Annotated in this window: 19 protein-coding genes, 2 rRNA genes, 1 pseudogene and 2 riboswitches; of the genes and pseudogenes, 3 read left to right on the forward strand and 19 right to left on the reverse strand. The window is 51.9% G+C overall.

Going from position 1 to position 21,239, the window contains the following annotated elements:
• The 10 genes and pseudogenes from ABS784_RS15775 to groES all read right to left on the reverse strand — a co-directional run.
• Positions 1-60 (reverse strand): 16S ribosomal RNA (locus ABS784_RS15775); the annotation flags it as partial.
• Positions 61-335: 275 nt separating this feature from the next.
• A pseudogene (locus ABS784_RS15780) lies at positions 336-719 on the reverse strand (GNAT family N-acetyltransferase); the annotation flags it as partial.
• Between the two features lie 76 nt (positions 720-795).
• A complete protein-coding gene (locus tag ABS784_RS15785; protein ID WP_011229764.1) occupies positions 796-2,121 on the reverse strand; it encodes an NCS2 family permease in 1,326 nt (441 codons plus the stop codon).
• 100 nt (positions 2,122-2,221) lie between these two features.
• Positions 2,222-2,323, reverse strand: a riboswitch (purine riboswitch).
• Positions 2,324-2,411: 88 nt separating this feature from the next.
• Positions 2,412-3,944, reverse strand: coding sequence for a glutamine-hydrolyzing GMP synthase (gene guaA / locus ABS784_RS15790; protein WP_011229763.1), 1,533 nt, complete (start codon positions 3,942-3,944; stop codon positions 2,412-2,414).
• 61 nt (positions 3,945-4,005) lie between these two features.
• A riboswitch (purine riboswitch) is annotated at positions 4,006-4,107 on the reverse strand.
• A gap of 40 nt (positions 4,108-4,147) precedes the next feature.
• Positions 4,148-6,310: a transglutaminase TgpA family protein gene (locus tag ABS784_RS15795; protein WP_131873847.1), complete on the reverse strand. Its 2,163-nt coding sequence runs from the start codon at positions 6,308-6,310 to the stop codon at positions 4,148-4,150.
• Positions 6,307-7,476: a DUF58 domain-containing protein gene (locus ABS784_RS15800; RefSeq protein WP_144329965.1), complete on the reverse strand. Its 1,170-nt coding sequence runs from the start codon at positions 7,474-7,476 to the stop codon at positions 6,307-6,309. Before ABS784_RS15800 ends, ABS784_RS15795 begins: the two co-directional genes overlap by 4 nt.
• A 2-nt stretch (positions 7,477-7,478) precedes the next feature.
• The gene (locus ABS784_RS15805) at positions 7,479-8,435 is read right to left on the reverse strand and encodes an AAA family ATPase (protein ID WP_352513173.1); all 957 of its coding nucleotides are present in this window, start codon (positions 8,433-8,435) and stop codon (positions 7,479-7,481) included.
• A 189-nt stretch (positions 8,436-8,624) separates the two neighbouring features.
• Complete coding sequence (gene fumC / locus ABS784_RS15810; protein WP_352513175.1) at positions 8,625-9,995, reverse strand: class II fumarate hydratase; 1,371 nt, start codon at positions 9,993-9,995, stop codon at positions 8,625-8,627.
• A 440-nt stretch (positions 9,996-10,435) separates the two neighbouring features.
• Positions 10,436-12,052 (reverse strand): chaperonin GroEL, encoded by a 1,617-nt coding sequence (groL, locus tag ABS784_RS15815; protein ID WP_011229758.1) that lies wholly within the window; start codon positions 12,050-12,052, stop codon positions 10,436-10,438.
• 104 nt (positions 12,053-12,156) lie between these two features.
• On the reverse strand, positions 12,157-12,441 hold the full coding sequence (gene groES / locus ABS784_RS15820) for a co-chaperone GroES (protein ID WP_013144057.1): 285 nt from the start codon (positions 12,439-12,441) through the stop codon (positions 12,157-12,159).
• Between the two features lie 356 nt (positions 12,442-12,797).
• On the opposite strand from groES, the gene ABS784_RS15825 reads away from it, so the two are divergent.
• Together ABS784_RS15825 and ABS784_RS15830 are read left to right on the forward strand one after the other, a co-directional pair.
• On the forward strand, positions 12,798-13,532 hold the full coding sequence (locus ABS784_RS15825) for a CPBP family intramembrane glutamic endopeptidase (protein WP_011229755.1): 735 nt from the start codon (positions 12,798-12,800) through the stop codon (positions 13,530-13,532).
• Positions 13,529-13,708: a YdiK family protein gene (locus tag ABS784_RS15830; RefSeq protein WP_013522803.1), complete on the forward strand. Its 180-nt coding sequence runs from the start codon at positions 13,529-13,531 to the stop codon at positions 13,706-13,708. The genes ABS784_RS15825 and ABS784_RS15830 overlap by 4 nt, the downstream gene beginning before the upstream one ends.
• A 183-nt stretch (positions 13,709-13,891) precedes the next feature.
• Here the strand turns inward: ABS784_RS15830 and tatC are convergent, their stop codons facing one another.
• The 4 genes from tatC to moaC are packed head-to-tail and all read right to left on the reverse strand — an operon-like array spanning position 13,892 to position 15,970.
• Entirely contained in the window at positions 13,892-14,635 is a 744-nt protein-coding gene (gene tatC / locus ABS784_RS15835; protein ID WP_011229753.1) for a twin-arginine translocase subunit TatC, read from the reverse strand.
• A gap of 20 nt (positions 14,636-14,655) precedes the next feature.
• Positions 14,656-14,808: a twin-arginine translocase TatA/TatE family subunit gene (gene tatA, locus ABS784_RS15840; RefSeq protein ID WP_011229752.1), complete on the reverse strand. Its 153-nt coding sequence runs from the start codon at positions 14,806-14,808 to the stop codon at positions 14,656-14,658.
• 16 nt (positions 14,809-14,824) lie between these two features.
• Positions 14,825-15,466, reverse strand: a complete 642-nt coding sequence (locus ABS784_RS15845) for a redox-sensing transcriptional repressor Rex (RefSeq protein ID WP_011229751.1) — start codon at positions 15,464-15,466, stop codon at positions 14,825-14,827.
• Positions 15,467-15,481: 15 nt separating this feature from the next.
• Positions 15,482-15,970 carry a cyclic pyranopterin monophosphate synthase MoaC gene (moaC, locus tag ABS784_RS15850; protein WP_011229750.1) on the reverse strand — a complete coding sequence of 163 codons (489 nt, stop codon included), beginning with the start codon at positions 15,968-15,970 and terminating at the stop codon, positions 15,482-15,484.
• Between the two features lie 97 nt (positions 15,971-16,067).
• Between moaC and ABS784_RS15855 the strand changes: the two genes are divergently transcribed.
• Positions 16,068-17,993 (forward strand): ABC-F family ATP-binding cassette domain-containing protein, encoded by a 1,926-nt coding sequence (locus ABS784_RS15855; RefSeq protein WP_144329969.1) that lies wholly within the window; start codon positions 16,068-16,070, stop codon positions 17,991-17,993.
• Positions 17,994-18,314: 321 nt separating this feature from the next.
• Here the strand turns inward: ABS784_RS15855 and tsaD are convergent, their stop codons facing one another.
• From tsaD to rrf, 5 genes are all read right to left on the reverse strand, one after another.
• Positions 18,315-19,328, reverse strand: coding sequence for a tRNA (adenosine(37)-N6)-threonylcarbamoyltransferase complex transferase subunit TsaD (gene tsaD / locus ABS784_RS15860; RefSeq protein WP_352513179.1), 1,014 nt, complete (start codon positions 19,326-19,328; stop codon positions 18,315-18,317).
• Positions 19,325-19,777 carry a ribosomal protein S18-alanine N-acetyltransferase gene (gene rimI, locus ABS784_RS15865; RefSeq protein ID WP_352513181.1) on the reverse strand — a complete coding sequence of 151 codons (453 nt, stop codon included), beginning with the start codon at positions 19,775-19,777 and terminating at the stop codon, positions 19,325-19,327. The genes tsaD and rimI overlap by 4 nt, the downstream gene beginning before the upstream one ends.
• The gene (gene tsaB / locus ABS784_RS15870; RefSeq protein ID WP_044732472.1) at positions 19,737-20,477 is read right to left on the reverse strand and encodes a tRNA (adenosine(37)-N6)-threonylcarbamoyltransferase complex dimerization subunit type 1 TsaB; all 741 of its coding nucleotides are present in this window, start codon (positions 20,475-20,477) and stop codon (positions 19,737-19,739) included. The genes rimI and tsaB overlap by 41 nt, the downstream gene beginning before the upstream one ends.
• Complete coding sequence (tsaE, locus tag ABS784_RS15875) at positions 20,474-20,932, reverse strand: tRNA (adenosine(37)-N6)-threonylcarbamoyltransferase complex ATPase subunit type 1 TsaE (protein ID WP_013144048.1); 459 nt, start codon at positions 20,930-20,932, stop codon at positions 20,474-20,476. Before tsaE ends, tsaB begins: the two co-directional genes overlap by 4 nt.
• A gap of 232 nt (positions 20,933-21,164) precedes the next feature.
• Positions 21,165-21,239: ribosomal RNA gene (rrf, locus tag ABS784_RS17410) — 5S ribosomal RNA — on the reverse strand; the annotation flags it as partial.

Consider the following 21,239-nt stretch of genomic DNA (forward strand, 5'->3'; position numbering starts at 1 on the left):
TTGCATGTATTAGGCACGCCGCCAGCGTTCGTCCTGAGCCAGGATCAAACTCTCCAAAAGAAAGTTGATTGGCTTTTGCTTTGGCCAATGCGGCCTCAGCTTTTCGTTGCGCTTTGTTTCGTTCAGTTTTCAAGGAACGAGCTATTCTTTCTTTGTTCGAGGAATTCGCCTCCTCGAAAGCGACTCTTATAATATATCACCTTTTTTTGTTTTTGTCAACACATTTTTTGCTTTTTTTCGCCGCACCGAAACGGCTTTATTAATATAGCACCTCTGTTTTGATGTGTCAACTGTTCATTCAAGATTTTTTCTTTCAAATCAAAACCGCTTTGTTCTTATCTCTTCCACTCTCTTGCTAACATCCCGTACACAACATGGTCAACAAAATGATCGTAAAGCCACTCCGCATCTCGAATCGTCCCTTCATTCGTAAATCCCAGCCGTTCAGGAATCGCTCTGCTCCGTTGATTTTCTACCGCACAGCGGATTTCGACACGATTCATCCCCTGCTCAACCAACAAATAGTCAATGCACGCCTTGCATGCTTTCGTCATCAATCCCATTCCTTGAAACGATTCGCCAAGCCAGTAGCCAATGCTCGTTTTTCGATTCACTCGATCAATATAATGAATTCCAATGACACCGGCCAATTGGCCACGATGCCAAATCCCTGCCTCAAAACCATTGCCAGCAGCAAATTTCTGCAATCCTTGACCGACCTTTTAAGACATACAAAAAAGACTGCTCCGAAAGGCTATCCAAACTGCCTTTTGGAACAGTCTTGCGTCTCCGTTACTATTCCCGCAAAAAGACGAAGTAACAAATAAAAACGACAAACAGCACATACAACAGCGGATGCACGTCTTTGCCGCGGCCTTTTAAAATCATCGTGATCGGGTAGAAGATGAAGCCAACGGCAATCCCAGTGGCGATGCTGTAGGAAAGCGGCATCGTGATGAGCGTGAAGAATGCCGGTACAGCGACTTCGAACTTCTTCCAGTCAATTTCGCCGATCGACGAGGCCATTAATACCCCGACGATGATGAGCGCTGGCGCGGTGACCGGTGCGGTAATGACGCTTAACAGCGGCGAGAAGAACAACGCCAGCAAGAACAAAATCCCCGTCACGACCGCGGAAAACCCTGAGCGCCCTCCAGCGGCGACGCCGGCTGACGATTCGATGTACGACGTCGTTGTCGATGTGCCGAACACCGCCCCAACCATCACCGCTGTCGCATCGACAAGCAGCGCTTTGCCGGCGCGCGGCAGTTTATTGTTTTTCAACAACCCGGCTTGGTTGGCGACAGCCAAGAGCGTGCCAGTCGCATCGAAAAAGTCGACAATAAAGAACGTTAAGACAACACCGAGCATTTTCCACGAGAAAATGTCCGGCAAATGCTTGATCGCTACACCGAAGGTTGGTGAAATGTCCGGAATAGCGCCGACAATTTGATGCGGCACTTTGATCAAACCGAAAATCATGCCGACAATCGCGGTAATGACCATGCCGTAAAAGACGCCGCCGTTTACTTTTCTTACCATCAAAACAACAGTAATGAACAATCCAAAAATGGCCAACAGTGTATTGCCGTCTTTCAACGAACTTAATCCGACGAGCGTTGCTTTGTTATCGACAATAATTCCAGCGTTTTGCAAGCCGATGAACGTGATGAACAGCCCAATTCCGGCGCTGACTGCATATTTCAGTTCAACCGGGATGGCATCGATAATTTTTTCCCGAATGCCGGTGAGCGATAAAATCGTAAAAATGATGCCGGAAACAAACACTCCTGCCAGCGCTGTTTGCCACGGAATGCCCATATGCAGCACGACGGTGAAGGCGAAAAAGGCATTCAGCCCCATCCCAGGCGCCAAGGCGATTGGATAGCGGGCCAACACTCCCATCAAAATCGATCCGTACGCCGCTGCCAAAGCCGTGGCGACAAACACGGCGCCTTGGTCAATGCGCAGTTCATCAGGAAAATCTTTCACAGCCCCTAACGACAAGGTAAATGGGTTGACGAACAAAATGTACGCCATCGACAAAAACGTCGTCAGCCCGGCGATAATCTCCGTTCGATAGTTCGTGCCGAGCTCATCAAACTGGAAGTACTTTCTCACGTCTGCCCCCTCCTATACATAAAATAAAAAACGCTTCTAGCAGCTACCAGAAGCGTTGACTAGGAAGGAATGACGAACAGAGAGAGGACAAACAAGCACTCTCCGATCCCGCATCCCTCGTAGTCAAGCTATTTACGGTAGCTTGGTAGAAACTCCCGAGCCATATTCCCGGGATTATACGACGGAATTCAACAATATTCATGATTCCACGGCTATTGTATCAGCCTGAAGATGACCTGTCAAGAAAAAAGACGAACATTTCTTTGGAAATGTTCGTCTTTTGTTCGTTTTTATTCCCACTCGATCGTTGCCGGAGGCTTGCTTGTAATATCGTAGACGACGCGGTTGACATGCGGCACCTCATTGACGATGCGCGTTGAAATCCGCTCGAGCACATCCCACGGGATGCGCGCCCAATCGGCGGTCATCCCGTCAATCGAGGTCACCGCGCGGATGGCCACCGTATAATCGTACGTGCGGGCATCCCCCATCACCCCAACGCTGCGAATGTCGGGAAGGACGGTAAAGTATTGCCAAATTTCGCGGTCCAACCCAGCTTTTTTCACTTCTTCGCGCAAAATGGCGTCTGATTCGCGAACGATTTCCAATTTTTCTTCCGTCACTTCTCCAAGAACACGGATGCCAAGCCCTGGCCCCGGGAACGGCTGCCGCCAGACGATTTCGTCTGGGATTCCTAGTTGCGTGCCGAGTGCACGCACTTCGTCTTTAAACAGCGTATTGAGCGGTTCGATCAGTTCGAATTTCATATCTTCCGGCAAACCGCCGACATTATGATGCGATTTGATCGTTTGCGCCGTCGCCGTGCCGCTTTCGATAATGTCGGTATAGAGCGTGCCTTGCACCAAAAATTCAATGCCTTCAAGCTTGGCCGCCTCGTCGTCAAATACGTAAATAAACTCGTTGCCGATGATTTTCCGCTTTTGTTCCGGGTCCGTAACCCCTTTGAGTTTCGCCAAAAAGCGGTCTTTCGCATCAACTTTAATGACATTCATTTGGAACTGCTCACGGAACGTCTTCATGACGCTTTCGGCTTCACCTTTGCGCAAAAGGCCATGGTCGACGAAAATACAAGTAAGTTGATCGCCAATGGCGCGGTGCACCAAAACGGCAGCAACCGACGAATCGACTCCGCCGCTTAAGGCGCACAGCACTTTTTTTCCGCCCACTTGTTCACGGATGCGGCGCACCTGCTCATCAATAAAGTTTTCCATCGTCCAGTCGCCCCGGCAGCCGCATACCTCAAAGACAAATTTCTTCAATAGATCATTGCCGTATACCGAGTGGCGCACTTCTGGATGGAATTGCACTCCATACCATTTTCGCCGTTCGTCACTCATCGCAGCAATCGGGCACGAAGGGCTCGTCGCATCGACAGCGAAACCAGCCGGCGGAGCGGTCACCAAATCGCCGTGGCTCATCCAAACGACTTGCTCGTCCGGCAAACCATGAAAAAGCAAAGAATCGTTTTTCACTTGGATGAGCGCTTTGCCGTATTCACGATGCGTCGCTTTTTCCACCTTACCTCCTAAATGGTGCGCCATCAGCTGCATCCCGTAGCAAATCCCTAAAATCGGCAGCCCCAGCTCAAAAATCGCTGGGTCGCATGTAAACGCTTGTTCATCATACACGCTGTTTGGACCGCCCGAGAAAATGATTCCTTTGGCGTTCAGCGCACGAATTTCCTCAGCACGGATCGTGTGCGGATGCAGTTCGCTGTAGACGCCAAACTCTCGGATGCGGCGGGTAATCAGCTGGTTATATTGACTGCCAAAGTCCAAGACGACGATCATTTCTTGGTTCATGTTTTCCACCCCGTCAAAAAAATAACGCTGCCATTGCCCAAAATATGGATGAAGGCAGAATAGCAGCGTCTTCTGCCTTCATAGTTGGGCCGTTTACGGCGGCCCGGTAGAGACGCGCAAGCCATATTCTTGCGCTTATATGAAGGGCTTTCGTCTATCCGTATGCAAATTTGAGTTCATTCTATCAACTTGCCGGCATACGGTCAAGAGATCGTCCTTTTTATTAAATTTTCCCACAATTCCACCGCTTCACGGACATTGGCTTCCTTGATTCCCGTTCCGTATACGGCGCGTTCATATAGTTTCGTCAACCGATTCATTTCATCTGTTTCAAACAGGCGATCCACTTCGGCGGCGTATTGACGCAGCGTTTCATGCGGCCGACGCTTAAGTCCATAATCTTGCAAATGGCGAAGAAGCGCCCCGTACGCAGAAATGAGCCAGGCGGCCCCATCGAGTTTCCGGCGGCGGAACCGAAACAGCGTAAAGCGCGGCCACCATTTCCGCCTTGTCGCATAGGCCGCTCCGCCCAACACGGCCAACACGACCAGCGCGGTCAACCCCATTTTCCACGACCAAACATCCGCCAGCTTCTCCCACCAATGCTCCCCCTGTGCCGTCGAAGGTTGCTCAAGTAATTGATCGAGCGGCACACGCGGCGTTTCCCGTTCTTCCGGCTGCAGCTGTGGTTCTGGCTCCTCTGGATTCGAAGCGGCAAGCGAGAACGCATATGGATTGACAAACCCTTGCGTCGGTTCAAACGGCACCCAGCCGATGCCTTCAAAATACACTTCGACCCATGAATGGGCGTCGTTGTTGCGCACTTCATAAACCGATTGCCCGTCTTGTTCCCCAACCAACCGTCCGGATGTGTACCCTTTCACCCAGCGCGCTGGAATGCCCAGTGTGCGGACGAGCACCGCCATCGAGGTGGAAAAATTGTCGCAATACCCTTGCTTCGTCTCAAATAAAAACTGGTCGACGTAATCTTGATCAGGCCCGGGAACAGCGACGTCCGTCGTTTCGTACGTGTATCCGTTCAGATGGAAGTATTGCTCGATCGCTTTTACCTTGTCGTACACGGTTTCTTTTCCATCAGTAATTTGCTTCGCCAACTCGCGAACCCGTTGCGGAAGCGTCTCTGGCAATTGCGTATAGCGTTTCAAAAAGGGCGGGTTTTGGACAGGAGGCGCGGCGCGCAATGCCTCAATCGGAAAATCTGGCTCCATATACGTCAGCATATACTGACGGATCGGAAGCGCGTTGGCGTTTTGATCGCTCGTATAAATTTTTTCCGTCGCCATATGCATGCGGTAGACGATATGGTCATACGTTTGCACCTGTTGCAAGCCGAGCGGATAGACGAGATGAAACGCCTGGTCTTGGCGGGTGATTTCCGCCGTCTGCTCGACTGTCTTGACTTTGTCGCTCCACCATTCATACCTAATCAGCTCACCGTTTCCAAACGACTGGACTTGTTCGCTTTGAAACGCTTCCCACCCTTTTCCTGTGTAAATGTCTTTCGTTTCGACGCGCCAATAATGACGGCCTTGGTCTTTGGCAATGAAAACGACGGTATCATCAGCAATAAACGGCCCGCCGAGGCGGGAATCATTTTGCCCATATCCCACTTTTGCCACACCAGGAGAAGGTGAGTCATCGTTCGTTTCTTCCGGCTGGGCGTGATAGCTGCGGATAAACGCCACCGGATCCGGCCATTGCGGCGGCAGCTTCGGACCCGCATACCCAACCGCAAGAGCGACGGCAGGAATGAACAGAGCGGCCGCCCGCCACTTTCCGATGCGAAAAGACGGCGCTTTTGCCTGCAGCTCTTCACCCTGGAACCAAACGAAGGCAAAAAAGCCGAGCGCAACAAGACGAAGGATCGCCCCGTTGCCGCTATATGGCAGAAACGTATCAAGCACAGCGATATACCCAACTGTCAACGCGTATGGGACAAACCACCGATTCCGCCGTACAATAAGCCAATGCAACAGGAACGAAACGGCCCATAACAGCAGAAAAAAGACAAAGGTGCGCAGCGCATCGCCCGGCATAGAAGACCAATCGCCCGACAACCAGACGGTGCTATCCCGCCAAAGCGCATGAGGCAAAGCGGCGATCGAAGCAAAAGAAAATAGGCGAGAAAGCGCCCACCATATATAAACCATTTTTCCGAGCGCGGAAAGCCATATGGGAACACGGAGCAAATGAAGTCCGAAACAAAGGGCGACAAATGATACAAACACACCTATATGCGCTGTATCGGTGACGGCCTCTAACGGCCAAAGCCATTCCGTGAGCAGCCAAGCGGCTAGGGCGTTAGGCAGCACGGTAGATAACATGTTTGCCCCTAACGGTCTCATCCATCTCCTCCTCCTTGCCGGACGGTTTGCAACGCCTGCGGGTCAATGCGCGACACATACACTCCGCTGCGGCGAAGCCTGTCCGCCCAATTCCGCTCATCCTCTCCCCATTCACGGCTGACAACATACAGAACAATATGGCGTTTTGGCGCCATTGCTCGGAGCTGCCCGGCCAACTGGGCGGACAACGCGGACGTCACAATGATGCAACCAGCAGCCGTCCTCCAGCTCGCCTCCTCAGCTAAAACATGCGCGAGCGGCTCTTGGCCGCCGACGTCCACTTCCGCCAACCGGAGAAGAATCGACTGCCACTGTCCGTCATGGCGGCGCGGCGCTAAGAAAGAACGCTCTTTTCCAGCAACGAGCAGCCCGACCGGCACCCCTTCATCCATCAACGCCTTCGATACGGAAGCCGCTAACGTGACAAGCTCCTCAAACCATGGAGAAGCGGCGCCGTCGAGCACAACGATCCAATCGTCATTGCGCTGTTCATCAAACTCTTTGGTCATCAGTTCCTGTCTGCGCGCTGACGCCTTCCAATGCACCCACGACATTTTGTCCCCAGGCACGTATTCACGGGCGCCGGCCGCCACGGCCATATCGCGGCGATAGGCAAGTGTGCGCGCAGCTTTTCCTTGGGCAAACCATTCGCGCACCATCTCAGGCGGCCATTGGATATAACGTGGATAGACGATAACCGTGCACGGGACATAAAACGATGCCGTTTTGTTCACCCAGCCAAAGACATCGCGCGCTTCCAAGCGAACAGCTTCCAATTGATGACGGCCGCGCGGCAAGGAAAGCGGCCATGTACAAGAAAGGTGGCGGCGAAACGGCCAAGCAATCGCAATCATCTCTCCTCCGTGCTTCCGCCCTTCCTCAGCAACAGCAAGCGCCGCCAGCGGAACCGCCCACGGCAACTCGATACGAACCATCACCGGAATCGATTCACCCGCATGGTAGCGCCGCGCCGGCACCGTCCGGCTTACCGCGGCGCGTCGAAGCGGATACATCGCGACCAAGAACGCATACAAACCGAACGGCAAAAAGCTGTAAAACAAAAACCAGCTGACAAATCCACCTTGAAACATGGCGTACGAAAACAAGACAGCCGCCAAAAGTAACAAACCGGTGAAAGCAAACCAACGGCGCCAATTCCGTTTCATCTTTATCGCCGCCCTCGCACCGGTACCGGTGTACGGGCAATCAGTTGCGCAACGATAGTTTCCCCATCAAGCTTGTCCCATTTTGCTTCCGGACGGACAAGCAGACGGTGGGCGAGCACATAGGGAGCGAGTTGCTGGACATCATCGGGGATGACAAAATCACGGCCGTGGATGAGTGCATACGCCTGCGCCGCTTTCATCAAGGCGACCGACCCGCGCGGGCTGACGCCCAAATAGACCGCTTCATGCGTACGGCTTTGCTGGATGAGATCGACGATATATCGTTTCACGGTATCGCTCACATGCACGTCGGCTACCTTCCGTTGCAGCGCAAGCAATTCATCAAGCGACATCACCGGGCCGATCTCCGCCAGCGGTGCCGTCTTTTCTAGACGGTTTAACATTTCGATTTCCTCGTCAGGGGACGGATAGCCCATATGCAATTTCAACAAAAACCGGTCAAGCTGGGCCTCAGGAAGTGGATACGTCCCTTCATATTCAATCGGGTTTTGCGTCGCCATGACAAAAAACGGCTGCGGCAGCACTCGGGTGACGCCATCGACCGTCACGCTTCCTTCTTCCATCGCCTCAAGAAGCGCCGACTGCGTTTTCGGCGACGTCCGGTTGATCTCGTCAGCGAGCACGATATGGGCGACAATCGGTCCGGGTTTATACTCAAACTGCTGCTCTTTCGGGTTATAAACAGAAATGCCGATCACATCGCTTGGTAATAAATCCGGCGTAAATTGAATTCTTTTCAACTCGGTGCTGAACGATTTCGCCAGCGCGCGCACGAGCATCGTCTTGCCAACGCCTGGCACATCTTCAAGCAATACGTGTCCTTTGGCCAACAGCGCTGTTAAACTGAGCACAATGACATTGCGTTTTCCGACAATGACTTGTTCAATATTGCGGACAACTTGCTCAAGCGGGGAAAGCAACGGCTCGTTGATCGTCATGACATCAAACTCCTTTTATGGTGATCAATGGGACTTTTAGGGGTAGGAACTATCTAGTTTCTACTATTAATATAATATCGAATATACACAACTTTTGGAATGGATTTGCAACAAAGGGGGAAGGAGAAAAAAGGGAGAAATCAAAAATGAAAACGCCCATCCCACGGAAGCGGGATGAGCGCTTTTCCCTTAAATCATCTTCTCCGGTCTTACCCATTCCTCGTACTGTTTGGCCGTCACATACCCAGTCTGCAACGCCGCTTCTTTCAGCGTCAATCCTTCGCGATGTGCAAGCTTAGCGATTTCCGCGGCTTTGTCATAGCCGATATGCGGGCTTAATGCCGTCACCAGCATCAGCGAGCGCTCCACGTACTCTTTCATTTTCGTTTCATTTGCCTCTAACCCTTGAGCACATCGCTCATCAAACGAGCGGATGGCATCGCCAAGCAACTGCACCGACTGAATGGCGTTATAGGCGATGACCGGCTTGAACACATTTAATTGGAAGTTGCCTTGGCTCGCCGCAAAGCCGATCGTGGCGTCATTGCCGAACACTTGCACAGCGACCATCGTCATCGCTTCGCTTTGCGTCGGATTCACTTTCCCCGGCATGATCGAGCTTCCGGGTTCATTGGCTGGAATCGTGATCTCCCCGAGCCCGGAGCGCGGCCCGCTCGCCAGCCAGCGGATATCGTTGGCGATTTTCATCAAATCGGCGGCGAGCGCTTTCAACGCTCCGTGGACATACACGATCTCATCATGGCTTGTCAGCGCATGGAATTTATTGGTTGACGAACGGAACGGATAGCCCGTCTGCGTTTTTAGCTGCTCGGCCACTTGCTCGCCAAATCCCGGCGGCGCATTGATTCCGGTGCCAACCGCCGTGCCGCCGATCGCCAAATCAAGCAGCTTCTCACTCGCCTCTATGATCATCGCCTTGCTTTTATCAAGCATCGCCCGCCAGCCGGAAATCTCTTGTCCAAATGTGAGCGGCGTCGCATCTTGCAAGTGGGTGCGCCCGATTTTGATCGTCTTCCCATATTGGCGTTCTTTGGTCGCGAATGTCCTGATCAAGCCATCAAGCGCTGGCAGGAGGTGCGTTTGGATTTTCGTGTATATAGCGATATGCATCACAGTTGGGAATGTGTCGTTCGAGCTTTGCGACATGTTCACATCATCGTTCGGGTGAATGCGCCCTTCCCCCTCATCCAGCAGCTCGCTCGCCCGTCTCGCCACGACTTCATTGACGTTCATGTTCGTCTGCGTCCCACTTCCCGTCTGCCAGACGACGAGCGGAAAATGGTCATCCCATTGGCCCGCCAAAATTTCCTCGCACGCGGCCACAATCGCCCGCTGCTTCGCTTCGCTCAGTTTCCCGGCTCGATGGTTGACGATGGCCGCCGCTTTTTTCAACTCGGCATAGGCGTAAATGAGTTCAAGCGGCATCGTTTCTTTGCCGATGCGGAAGTTTTGCCGGCTCCGCTCCGTCTGCGCCCCCCAGTATTTATCGGCCGGCACCCGCACCTCGCCGAGCGAGTCGCGTTCGATTCGTTCGTTCATTGTGTTGTCCTCCTTTGCATCGACATCCCCATTACATTTTTATTCCCATTTTCAGCCGGATCAACGCAACGAAGCGGCTAAAAAGACGCCTATATTCAAAAAAGGGGAATGGTTCGACAATGAAGAAACGATGGGCCCCGCTTCTTATTTTGCTTCTTCTATGGCTTTCCGACTGTTCATTCGGTGATATCAAGCTGCCTACATTAACGTTGACTATCAACAGCGAAACGGTCGACCACCGGCTCGGGATTTATACGTGGTCGACAGGCCGCCGCGGAGTGGTTGCTGATGCTGCGGCCCCGCCGCTGCTCGTCAAAGAACTCAAGCTCCATCCTGCCGCCCCGAGTGCAAAGCTTCACGTTCAATTTGACTACTGCCCAGCGGCAAAAAGAAAAAGAACACCGGGATTACTCCCAGTGTTCTTTGTTTCGCTAGGCGGATTACATCATGCCGCCCATATCCGGCATGTTGTTGTTGCCTTTGTTTTCTTCCGGTTTGTCGGCAACGACCGCTTCTGTCGTCAAGACCATTGCGGCGACAGATGCAGCGTTTTGCAGCGCCGAACGAGTGACTTTCGTCGGGTCAACGATACCAGCTTCGATCATGTCGACCCATTCACCTGTTGCCGCATTGAAGCCGATGCCCGGTTTTTCGTTTTTCAGGCGCTCAACGATGATCGAGCCTTCCAGACCAGCGTTTTGCGCGATTTGACGAACCGGTTCTTCGATCGCGCGCAATACGATTTTCACACCGGTTGCTTCATCGCCTTCCGCTTCGATGGCAGCGACTTTGTTGTAGATGTTCATGAGAGCCGTGCCACCGCCGGCGACAATGCCTTCTTCAACAGCCGCACGAGTCGAGTTGAGCGCGTCTTCGATGCGCAGTTTGCGTTCTTTCAATTCTGTTTCTGTTGCCGCACCGACTTTGATGACCGCTACGCCGCCAGCCAATTTCGCCAAGCGTTCTTGCAGTTTTTCGCGATCGAATTCGGACGTCGTTTCTTCAAGCTGCGCACGGATTTGGTTGATGCGCGCTTTGATGCGCTCCGAATCGCCAGCGCCTTCGACGATCGTCGTCGTTTCTTTCGTGACAACAACTTTCGCCGCACGACCAAGCGACGCGATCGTCGTCGATTTTAATTCACGGCCAAGCTCTTCCGAGATCACTTCGCCGCCTGTCAAAATCGCAATGTCTTCGAGCATCGCTTTGCGGCGATCGCCGAAGCCAGGCGCTTTGACAGCAACCGCATTGAACGTGCCGCGCAGTTTGTTGACAACAAGCGTCGCCAATGCTTCGCCTTCAACATCTTCCGCAATGATCAGGAGCGGACGGCCTTGTTGGACGACTTGTTCTAAGACCGGCAACAGTTCTTGAATGCTCGATACTTTTTTGTCCGTGATGAGGATGTACGGATTTTCAAGGACAGCTTCCATTTTTTCCGTATCCGTAATCATGTACGGTGAAACGTAACCGCGGTCGAATTGCATCCCTTCGACAACGTCGAGTTCCGTCGTGAAGCCTTTCGACTCTTCAAGCGTGATAACGCCATCATTGCCAACGCGTTCCATCGCTTCAGCGATCAATTGGCCGACTTCTTCGTCAGCAGCCGAGATCGCAGCAACTTGGGCGATCGACTCTTTTCCTTTAATCGGTTTGGAGATGGCTTTCAATTCTTCAACCGCAACAGCAACCGCTTTTTCGATACCGCGACGGATGCCCATCGGGTTGGCACCAGCTGCTACGTTTTTCAAGCCTTCGCGGATCATCGCTTGAGCCAATACCGTAGCGGTTGTTGTACCGTCCCCAGCGATGTCGTTCGTTTTGCTGGCGACTTCAGCGACCAATTTCGCGCCCATGTTTTCAAACGGATCTTCGAGCTCGATTTCTTTCGCGATCGTTACCCCGTCATTCGTGATGAGCGGCGAACCGAATTTTTTCTCCAATACGACGTTGCGGCCTTTCGGACCTAATGTGACTTTCACTGCGTCTGCAAGTTTGTCCACCCCGCGCAACATCGCACGGCGCGCTTCTTCACTGAACTTGATTTGTTTTGCCATACCCCGTTACCTCCTTATGAAATTGTTGGACTGCGTGCCACAAGTTAAGTATCCGATTAAGTACCCAGTATGTTTTCGGAATGTTTATGTGATGAACGCATATATTAGCGGATGACAGCCAAAATATCGCTTTCGCGCAAAATTAAGTATTCTTTGCCGTCGTATTTCACTTCTGTGCCCGCATATTTCGAGAAGATAATGCGGTCGCCAACTTCGACTTCCGGCGCGATGCGTTGGCCGTTATCGAGCACGCGGCCTGCACCGACAGCAACAACGCGGCCTTCTTGCGGTTTTTCTTTCGCCGTATCCGGCAGAACGATACCGCTAGCCGTTTTTTCTTCTGTTTCCACGACTTCAATGACAATACGATCGCCTAATGGCTTCAACACGGGGAACAACCTCCTTAACGATAGTTTTCACCGTTCTTATTAGCACTCATCACTATTGAGTGCTAACACACTTATAATATTAATGAACTTCTTTCAGTTTTGCAAGTAGGAAATGCAAAAAAATAACTGTTTTTCTCTCCTAAAGAAGAAAGAGCAAAAGGAGCCGGTTGTTTTGCCTCTACTCCCCATCCGCGCGGAGCCCGTTTTCATTATTTCACATTCCTCGGACTGATAAACGGCTCCGGTTAATTTTTTTTACGGCGGTCAGGTGGGATGCGAGGATGCAGTTTTCTTACTATTTTCGCCATACATGTGCTACAATACGGATATAATTTGAAATAAAAGGGGTAGAGGGTTTGAAACGCAACCACTGGTACGTCATCATCACGTATATCGTCATGCAGCTGTCCGCCTTTGTCGGCGTGCCGCTTCTTCGCGCCCTCGGCGTCGGCCAAGGAACGGAAAGCCGCCTCGAAGCCGCCAAACTGGCTTCCGGGTATTGGGCGGTCATCAGCTTTCTGCTTGCGTTCGTCGTGATTTTATGGCTGCTCCGCGGTGACCGCAACGAACGAATGATGCGGCGGCTGCCGCTTGCTTCCTCGTGGATGTGGGCGGTCTTGGGCGTCTTTTTGGCGCTCGCGGCCCAAAGCATCGCCGCCAACATCGAATGGCGGCTGCTCGGCATCAAACCAGGGTCGGAAAATACAAGGCAAATCATCGATATCATCCGCCTGACGCCGCTGTTGGTCGTCGTCACCTCCGTCATCGGCCCGATTTTGGAAGAGCTCATCTTCCGCAAAATCATTTTCGGCTCGCTTTATGAAAAATACAACTTTTGGCTTGCTGCGCTTGTCAGTTCGCTTTTGTTTGCCATTGTCCATATGGAGCCGGAACATTTGCTTCTGTACACATCCATGGGGATGGTATTCGCGTTTTTATACGCAAAAACCGGACGCATTTTCGTACCGATTTTCGCCCATGTCGCCATGAATACGTTCGTCGTCGTCATGCAGACGCTATTGGCCGACGAGATTGAGAAAATGATGCGCCAGTCCGAGCTGCCGCTCGCCGTTTGGAGGGTTTGGCTATGATGCGAAACCCTCGGCTGTTTTCGCTTCTGTATTTCGTCTTAGGCTCAATGTTTACGTATTTGGCCATCGAAAGTGCTCATGAAACGGTTTGGAACGTCTCCACCATCGCTTTAGCGGCGCTCGCTGCCTTTGATTTCGGCACCGCCCTTCGCCTTCTTTTCGCCTCAAAACGCTGACCCCCTTCCCGTGATTCGCGCGGGAAGGGACCAGAACATCAATCCCATGACGGCGATCATATCGTGAAAATGGAAACAAAAAAACAAGAGGCCGGCCTCAAAACCCTGTTTTGCGGCTTTTGAGACAGCCCCTTCGTTTGGCCCGGCCTTGCTCGCTTTCCTCTCAATGTTTTTCGTCCCGCCTCACTCATTGCCTTCCTGCTCGACTGCTCGCTGCGCTTTCCGATAGCCGATGCGCGCCACCCAAATGCTTCCTTCATACAAAATGGTGAGCGGAATCATGACGATCACTTGCGACAACACATCCGGCGGCGTAATGACCGCCGCTAAAATAAGCAGCGCTAAATACGCATACTTGCGGATGCGAACAAGAAGCTGCGGCGTAATAAGCCCTAAGCGGGTAAAAAACAGCACAACAATCGGAAGCTGAAATACGATGCCAAACGGCAGCACGAGCTGAAGCAAAAACTGAAAATATTCATTAATGCCGATCATTTGTTGAACCCCTAGTTGGTCAGCCAGCTGGCTCATAAATCGAACGACAAACGGAAACAAGACGAAATAAGCGAAGCTGACGCCTGCTAAAAAAAGAACGATCGACGCCGGGATATAGCTTAACGTCACTTTCCGCTCTTTTTCATACAGACCGGGGCTGACAAACGCCCAAATTTGATACAACAGCACCGGAGCCGACAGCACAGCTGCGATGACAAAGGCAAACTGAAAATACACTTTAATCGGATCGGTGAGGCGGAAGGCGTTCATGGTCAAATGCTTCGCCTCGGCCGTTCGCTGCAAATACAAAATGACATCATCGACAAAAAAGAAACTAACGACAAGCGCCGCAGCAAAAAAGATGAGCACGATGATGAGCCGTTTTCGCAGTTCACCCAGATGCTCATACACCGACATTTCTTTGTCATTCATTGTTTCTCCATCCTGCCTTGTCATCGGTCGGTTTTCGTTTCTTCGTCATCAGCGAGCCCTTTTGTGGCGTCTTTAAACTCGCGAAGCGACTGGCCGAACGACCGCCCTAATTCCGGCAGCTTTTTCGTGCCAAACAGCAACAAAATTGCAGCAACGAGCAACAAATATTTCATGTGTTGTTCTCTCCTTTTACGATGGCGATGGATAGTTTTTCAAAAAATAGACGAGCGACTGCAGCTCAATGGCTAAATCGATATGATGGACGCGAATATGGTTCGGCACGTTCAACCGCGCCGGAGTAAAGTTTAAAATGCCTTTAATTCCTTGGACGACAAGGCGGTCGGTCAGCGCTTGAGCCGCGGCGGCCGGCACGGTTAAAATGGCGACCGGGATGTTTTCGTGAAGCCGCTCCTCCAACTCATCGAGATGATAGACCGGCACCCCGCCGACTGTCGTTCCTACTTTCCGCTCATCGACATCAAACGCCATCACGATTTTCGTATTGTTGTTTTTCGAAAAATTATAGTTTAAAAAGGCGGTGCCTAAATTGCCGACGCCAAACAAGGCGACTTCGGTCACCTCATCCTCTTCAAGCGTCCGGCGGAAAAACGACAACAAATAATTGACATTATACCCGTATCCCTTTTTACCAAGCGCGCCAAAATAGGAGAAATCGCGGCGGATCGTCGCCGGATCGACTTTCACCGCCTCGCTCAACTCGGCAGAGGAGACGCGTTGCTTGCCGGAAGCGTGCAAGTTTTTCAAAAACCGATAGTAAAGCGGCAGCCGTTTGGCGGTTGCCTGCGGAATTTTCGGTTGTTCGTTGCTCATGATCTCATCCCCTAGCTAATCGGTTTTCCGTCGGTAATGGCCAGACTTCCCGCCCGTTTTTTCGACCAAATACGTCGGACCGATGACCATTCCTTTATCAAGCGCCTTGCACATATCGTACACCGTCAACGCACAGACCGAAGCGGCCGTCAGCGCTTCCATTTCCACTCCTGTGCTCCCTTTCGTTTTCACCGTTGCCGTGATGACGAGCTTATGCGCTTCTCCATCGTTTTCCCAAGCAAAAGCAATGTCCACACCCTTTAACATAAGCGGGTGACACATTGGAATAAGGTCAGCTGTCTTCTTCGCCGCCATCACCCCCGCCACTTGAGCGACGGCGAGCACATCCCCTTTCTCGATCGCATTGCTCGTCATTTTTTCGTAAATTTCCCGGCTGACAGTCACGCTCGTTTGCGCCACAGCCACTCGCACAGTATCTTCTTTGTGCGTAATATCAACCATTTTCGCGCGCCCTTGTTCATTGAAATGAGTGAACGATGACAATACAATCTCCTCCATTTATACACTATACACGATTTTTCATCATTCGTCTTTGACCGTTTTCGCGACTTACGTTAAACTATTCGCGAGGTGAAATGACATGATCATTTTGCAAGTGCACGGGCTCACGAAATATTTCGGCGCTGACCTTATTTTATCGAATATAAAACTAGAAATACAGTCCCGCGACCGAATTGCCCTTGTCGGCCGCAACGGAGCGGGAAAATCGACATTGTTGAAAATCATCGCCGGTGAACTCTCTTTCGACAGCGGCAAAATCATCAAACCAAACCATATCAAAATCGGCTATTTGGCGCAAAACAGCGGGCTCGACTCGCCGCGTTCCATTTGGGACGAAATGCTTGAGGTATTCACCCCGCTTCTAGGACTCGAAAAACAGCTCGCCGAACTCAGCATGCAACTCGGCGACCCAGACGTACTCGCCGATCCAGCTCGCTATGAAAAAACGCTGAAAACGTATGACGAGCTGCAAGAACAATACAAAGAACAAGGCGGCTACCAATACGAAGCCGATATCCGCTCCGTTTTGCACGGGCTGCAGTTTTCCTCATATGATTATAAAACAACGCCGATCTCGTCGTTAAGCGGCGGACAGCGGACGCGTCTTGCCCTTGGGAAATTGCTGTTGTCCAAGCCGGATTTATTGATTTTGGACGAGCCGACGAACCATTTGGATCTTGAGACGCTCTCTTGGCTGGAGCAGTACTTGCAAGCCTATCCCGGTGCCGTCCTGGTTGTTTCCCACGACCGCTACTTTTTAGACAAAATCGTCACTGACGTATACGAACTGTCGAATGCCACGCTCAAACACTATGCCGGCAACTACAGCCGCTATTTGGAGTTGCGGGCCGAGCAATACGAACAAGAGTTAAGACGGTACGAGAAACAGCAAGAAGAAATCGCCCGACTCCAAGACTTCATCCAGCGCAACATCGCCCGTGCCTCGACGGCCAAACGGGCGCAAAGCCGGCGAAAGCAACTGGAAAAAATAGAACGGCTCGAACGGCCTGTCGGCGATGAAAAATCAGCCTCCTTTTCGTTCTCGATCGATCGACCGAGCGGCTATGAAGTGCTCACCGCTGAAGACATAGCCGTTGGCTATGGCGACGGTGCACCCATCATCCGCCAAATCAGCTTCCGCATCACGCGCGGCGAAAGCGTCGCCCTAGTCGGGCCGAACGGCATCGGCAAGTCGACATTGCTGAAGGCGATCGCCCGAAAACTCCCTATCCAAACAGGAGAGCTCCGCTACGGCGCAAACGTCCAAATCGGCTATTACGATCAAGACCAAGCTGATTTGTCATCGAACAAACGGGTGCTTGACGAGCTGTGGGACGCCTACCCCGAAAAGACAGAAAAAGAAATTCGCACCGTGCTCGGCAACTTCCTGTTTTCCGGCGATGACGTTTTAAAACCGGTCTCCGCTTTAAGCGGCGGGGAGAAAGCACGCCTTTCGCTCGCCAAGCTGATGTTGCAAAAAGCAAATGTCCTTCTTTTGGACGAACCGACAAACCATCTAGACCTCGACAGCAAAGAAGTGCTCGAGCAAGCGCTCATCGACTACCCGGGAACGATTTTGTTCGTTTCCCACGACCGCTATTTCATCAACCGAATCGCAACAAAGGTGTTTGAACTTTCCAGCGGAGGCCTAACGGAATACTTAGGCGACTATGATTACTACATCGCCAAAAAAGAAGAAATACGCGAACTGGCACTCCTGAACGTCCGCCCGACAGAAACGGCAAGTGATTCTGCCAAAACGACATACGAGCAAGAAAAAGAGGAAAAAAAACGACGGCGCCAGCGCCAACGCCGCTTGGATGAAATCGAAGCCGAGATTGCAACGCTTGAAGCACAAATCGCTGAGATCGAGCAGCAACTTTGTGATCCATCCGTTTACGGCGACTATGAGACGATGCAACGATTGACGCAAGAAAACGACGAGCGAAAGCAGCGAGTCGAAATGTTATTGGCCGAATGGGAACAGCTTTATACTTCACTATAACCGACAACCCGCCTCTAGTTTCGGCGGGTTGTTCTTTAGTTAGTCACATTATCCACAAAAGAATCCACAATTTCCACCATGGAATATAAGTTATTCACCAACTTTTCCACATTATCCACAAAAAACATCTTCCTTGTTACACAAAAATCGCTGTGTATTGTCTTTCTTATGTTGATAGTGTTTTACCGCTTTTTCCACATTGCCCACAGATTTGTGGATAAAAATATACACAAACTTTTTCACATGAAAATAAAAAGGACGATCCGTTTGCCTGCCGCAAACGGATCGCCCTTCGGTGTCTTTCGCGTTTCAGCCAACTGCCTAGACAAGCGGCAAGCTTGGATTGGCGTTGAGCGCCAAATCAGCCCGCTTTCCTTGTTGATATAACACTGTTCCCGCAGCGGCAATCATCGCCGCATTATCAGTGCATAACGATAATGGCGGGATGACAAGCTCTACATTGGGGAGCTCTTTCATTTTATCCTGCAGTGCGTCCCGTAACCCACGGTTGGCCGCCACCCCGCCGGCGAGCAGCACTTGCCGCACGCGGTATTCCTTTGCCGCCTGCACGGTTTTCGCCACTAGCACATCGACGACGCTGGCCTGAAAGCTCGCAGCCATCTGCCTCGGATCGATCTCCTCGCCGCGCTGCTTCGCGTTGTGGAGCGCATTGAGCACAGCTGACTTCAAGCCGCTGAAGCTAAAATCATACGAACCTTCCTCAAGCCATGCTCGCGGCAAATCAATCACTGGCTCACCCTCATGGGCCAGCCGATCGATGTGCGGTCCTCCTGGGTATGGAAGGCCTAAAGCCCGAGCCACCTTGTCATACGCCTCACCGGCAGCGTCATCGCGCGTTTCACCGATCACCGCAAAACTCCCATGCTCCTTCATGTACACTAGTTCCGTATGACCGCCGGAAACGACGAGCGCCAACAGCGGGAACTTCATTTCAGCCACTAATTGATTGGCGTAAATATGACCAGCGATATGATGCACCCCAATAAGCGGCAGTCCATAGGCAAACGCCAACGCTTTCGCCGCATTCACCCCTACAAGAAGCGCCCCGACAAGCCCCGGCCCAGCCGTCACCGCCACTGCATCAAGGCCCGCAAACGATACGCCGGCCTGCTGCATCGCTTCCTCAATGACGAGCGTAATTTGCTCTACATGATGGCGAGAAGCAATCTCCGGCACGACGCCGCCAAACCGCCGATGGCTTTCCATTTGCGACGCCACTACATTCGATAAAATCTCTCTTCCGTTTTTCACGACTGCCGCCGCCGTTTCATCACAACTCGTTTCAATGCCTAATACATATACGTCTTCATTCATCTCAGCTTCACCCACATGACTAACGCGTCTTCAAAGTTATCCGGATAATACCGTTTGCGAATGCCTCCGTTGCGGAACCCAAGCTTTCGGTACAGCGACTGGGCGACGTGATTGGACACGCGCACCTCAAGCGTCATCGTCGCCGCCCCGTGCTGCCTAGCCATGTCCATCAAGCGTCGCATGAGCGCTTCACCAAGCTTTTGCCCGCGAAACTGCGGCAACACGGCTACATTCGTCACATGCGCCTCATCGATGACAAGCCACATCCCGCCATACCCGATGATCCGCCCGTTGTGCACCATGACAATATATTTGGCATAGCGGTTGTACATGAGCTCGTTGTAAAACGATTCACGGCTCCAAGGCGAAGTAAACGATGCCCGCTCGACTTGCACGACTTCATCAATGTCATGAATGGTCATTGGCCGAAATTGAACATTGATCCCCATCGTTCTGTTCCCCTTTTTGTTTCGCAAGCCATTTCGCCTCCGCCTCGGCAAGGCGGAGGTAGTTCGGCACAAACACATGGGCGTTCTCGCGCTCTTTTTGTTTGCCTAGCATCACCAACTCGCTCGGACGCGGCAACGCCAAAGACGGCGGGGCCACGTGAACCCGTTCGCCTAAATGACTTCGAAACAAATCACGATATAGCGGTGCATCCGCACCAATGAACAATACATCCTCTTCCCGCTCGCTCAACCGACGCGCCCACTCATCCGCCGCCACAATCCGGTCCTCCTCAAGGCAACGGAGCGCACCGCCTTCGTAGCGATAAAGCCCGGTGTAAATTTGTCCGCGCCGTGCGTCAAACAGCGGAACGATCACCCCAGGAAAATAACGGCCATTGGCGGCGAGCACCTCAAGGCTCGACACCCCGGCGATCGGAATACCGAGCGACCAGGCAAGCGTTTTCGCAATCGTCACGCCGATCCGCACCCCGGTATACGACCCCGGCCCTTTCGCTACAACGATTAAATCGAGATCTTTTGGAGCAACGTCACATCGTCGAAGCAACCACTCAATGGCTGGCATCGCCCGAGACGAATGATCTTTTTTAACGTTGGTGATGAATTCCCCTTTCACGACATCTCCATCCACCAAAGCAATGCCAAGCGGCATATTCGATGTATCAATTCCCAATACTTTCATGACGGAAAAATCTCCTTGCACAACTGTTCATAACGCTCTCCCGACGGCTCAAAGCGAAGCAACCGCTCATCGCCGCCACGATGAAACAAGAAAACGGTCAGCCGTTCCTCAGGCAACTGGCCGGCGATCAAATGCGCCCATTCAACAACCGTAACACCATCGCCAGCAAAATATTCGTCAAATCCAAGATCTTCCCATTCATCTTCAAGTCGGTATACATCCATATGATAAAGCGGAAGCCGACCATCATATTGCTTAATAATCGTAAACGTTGGGCTATTGACCGTTTGCGTAATGCCCAGCCCTTCAGCAAGACCTTTCGTAAACGTCGTCTTTCCCGCCCCGAGATCACCTTCTAATGCGATGACCATTCCCGGCTCAAGATGTTCCGCCAGCCGGCGGGCCACCGACTTCGTTTCTTCCGGAGAATGCACCAAAATTTCAATTTTTTTCATTTTGTTCTACCTTATCCCCTTTTATCATCTTCACTCTTGCTTTTGAAATTGTATCATATCCGAACATCTTGCCGCCACTTCCAAAACGAAAAATAGGCATAGGAGAAAGGGAAAAACAAAAAGGACGATCCCGCGCAGCCTTTTGGCTCGCTGACAGATCGCCCTGTTGCGCAATCGCCCCTAAAGAGAAAAAGGGAATGAGGCGTGTCGAAACTCCCTGGTGAATGAAGCTGCCTAGCAGCGACCTACTCTTGCAGGGGCGCTGGCCCCAACTACCATCGGCGCTGGAGGGCTTAACTTCCGTGTT

The organism is Geobacillus sp. G4, from assembly GCF_040327975.1.
In the GTDB taxonomy this organism is placed as follows: Bacteria; Bacillota; Bacilli; order Bacillales; family Anoxybacillaceae; genus Geobacillus; species Geobacillus thermoleovorans.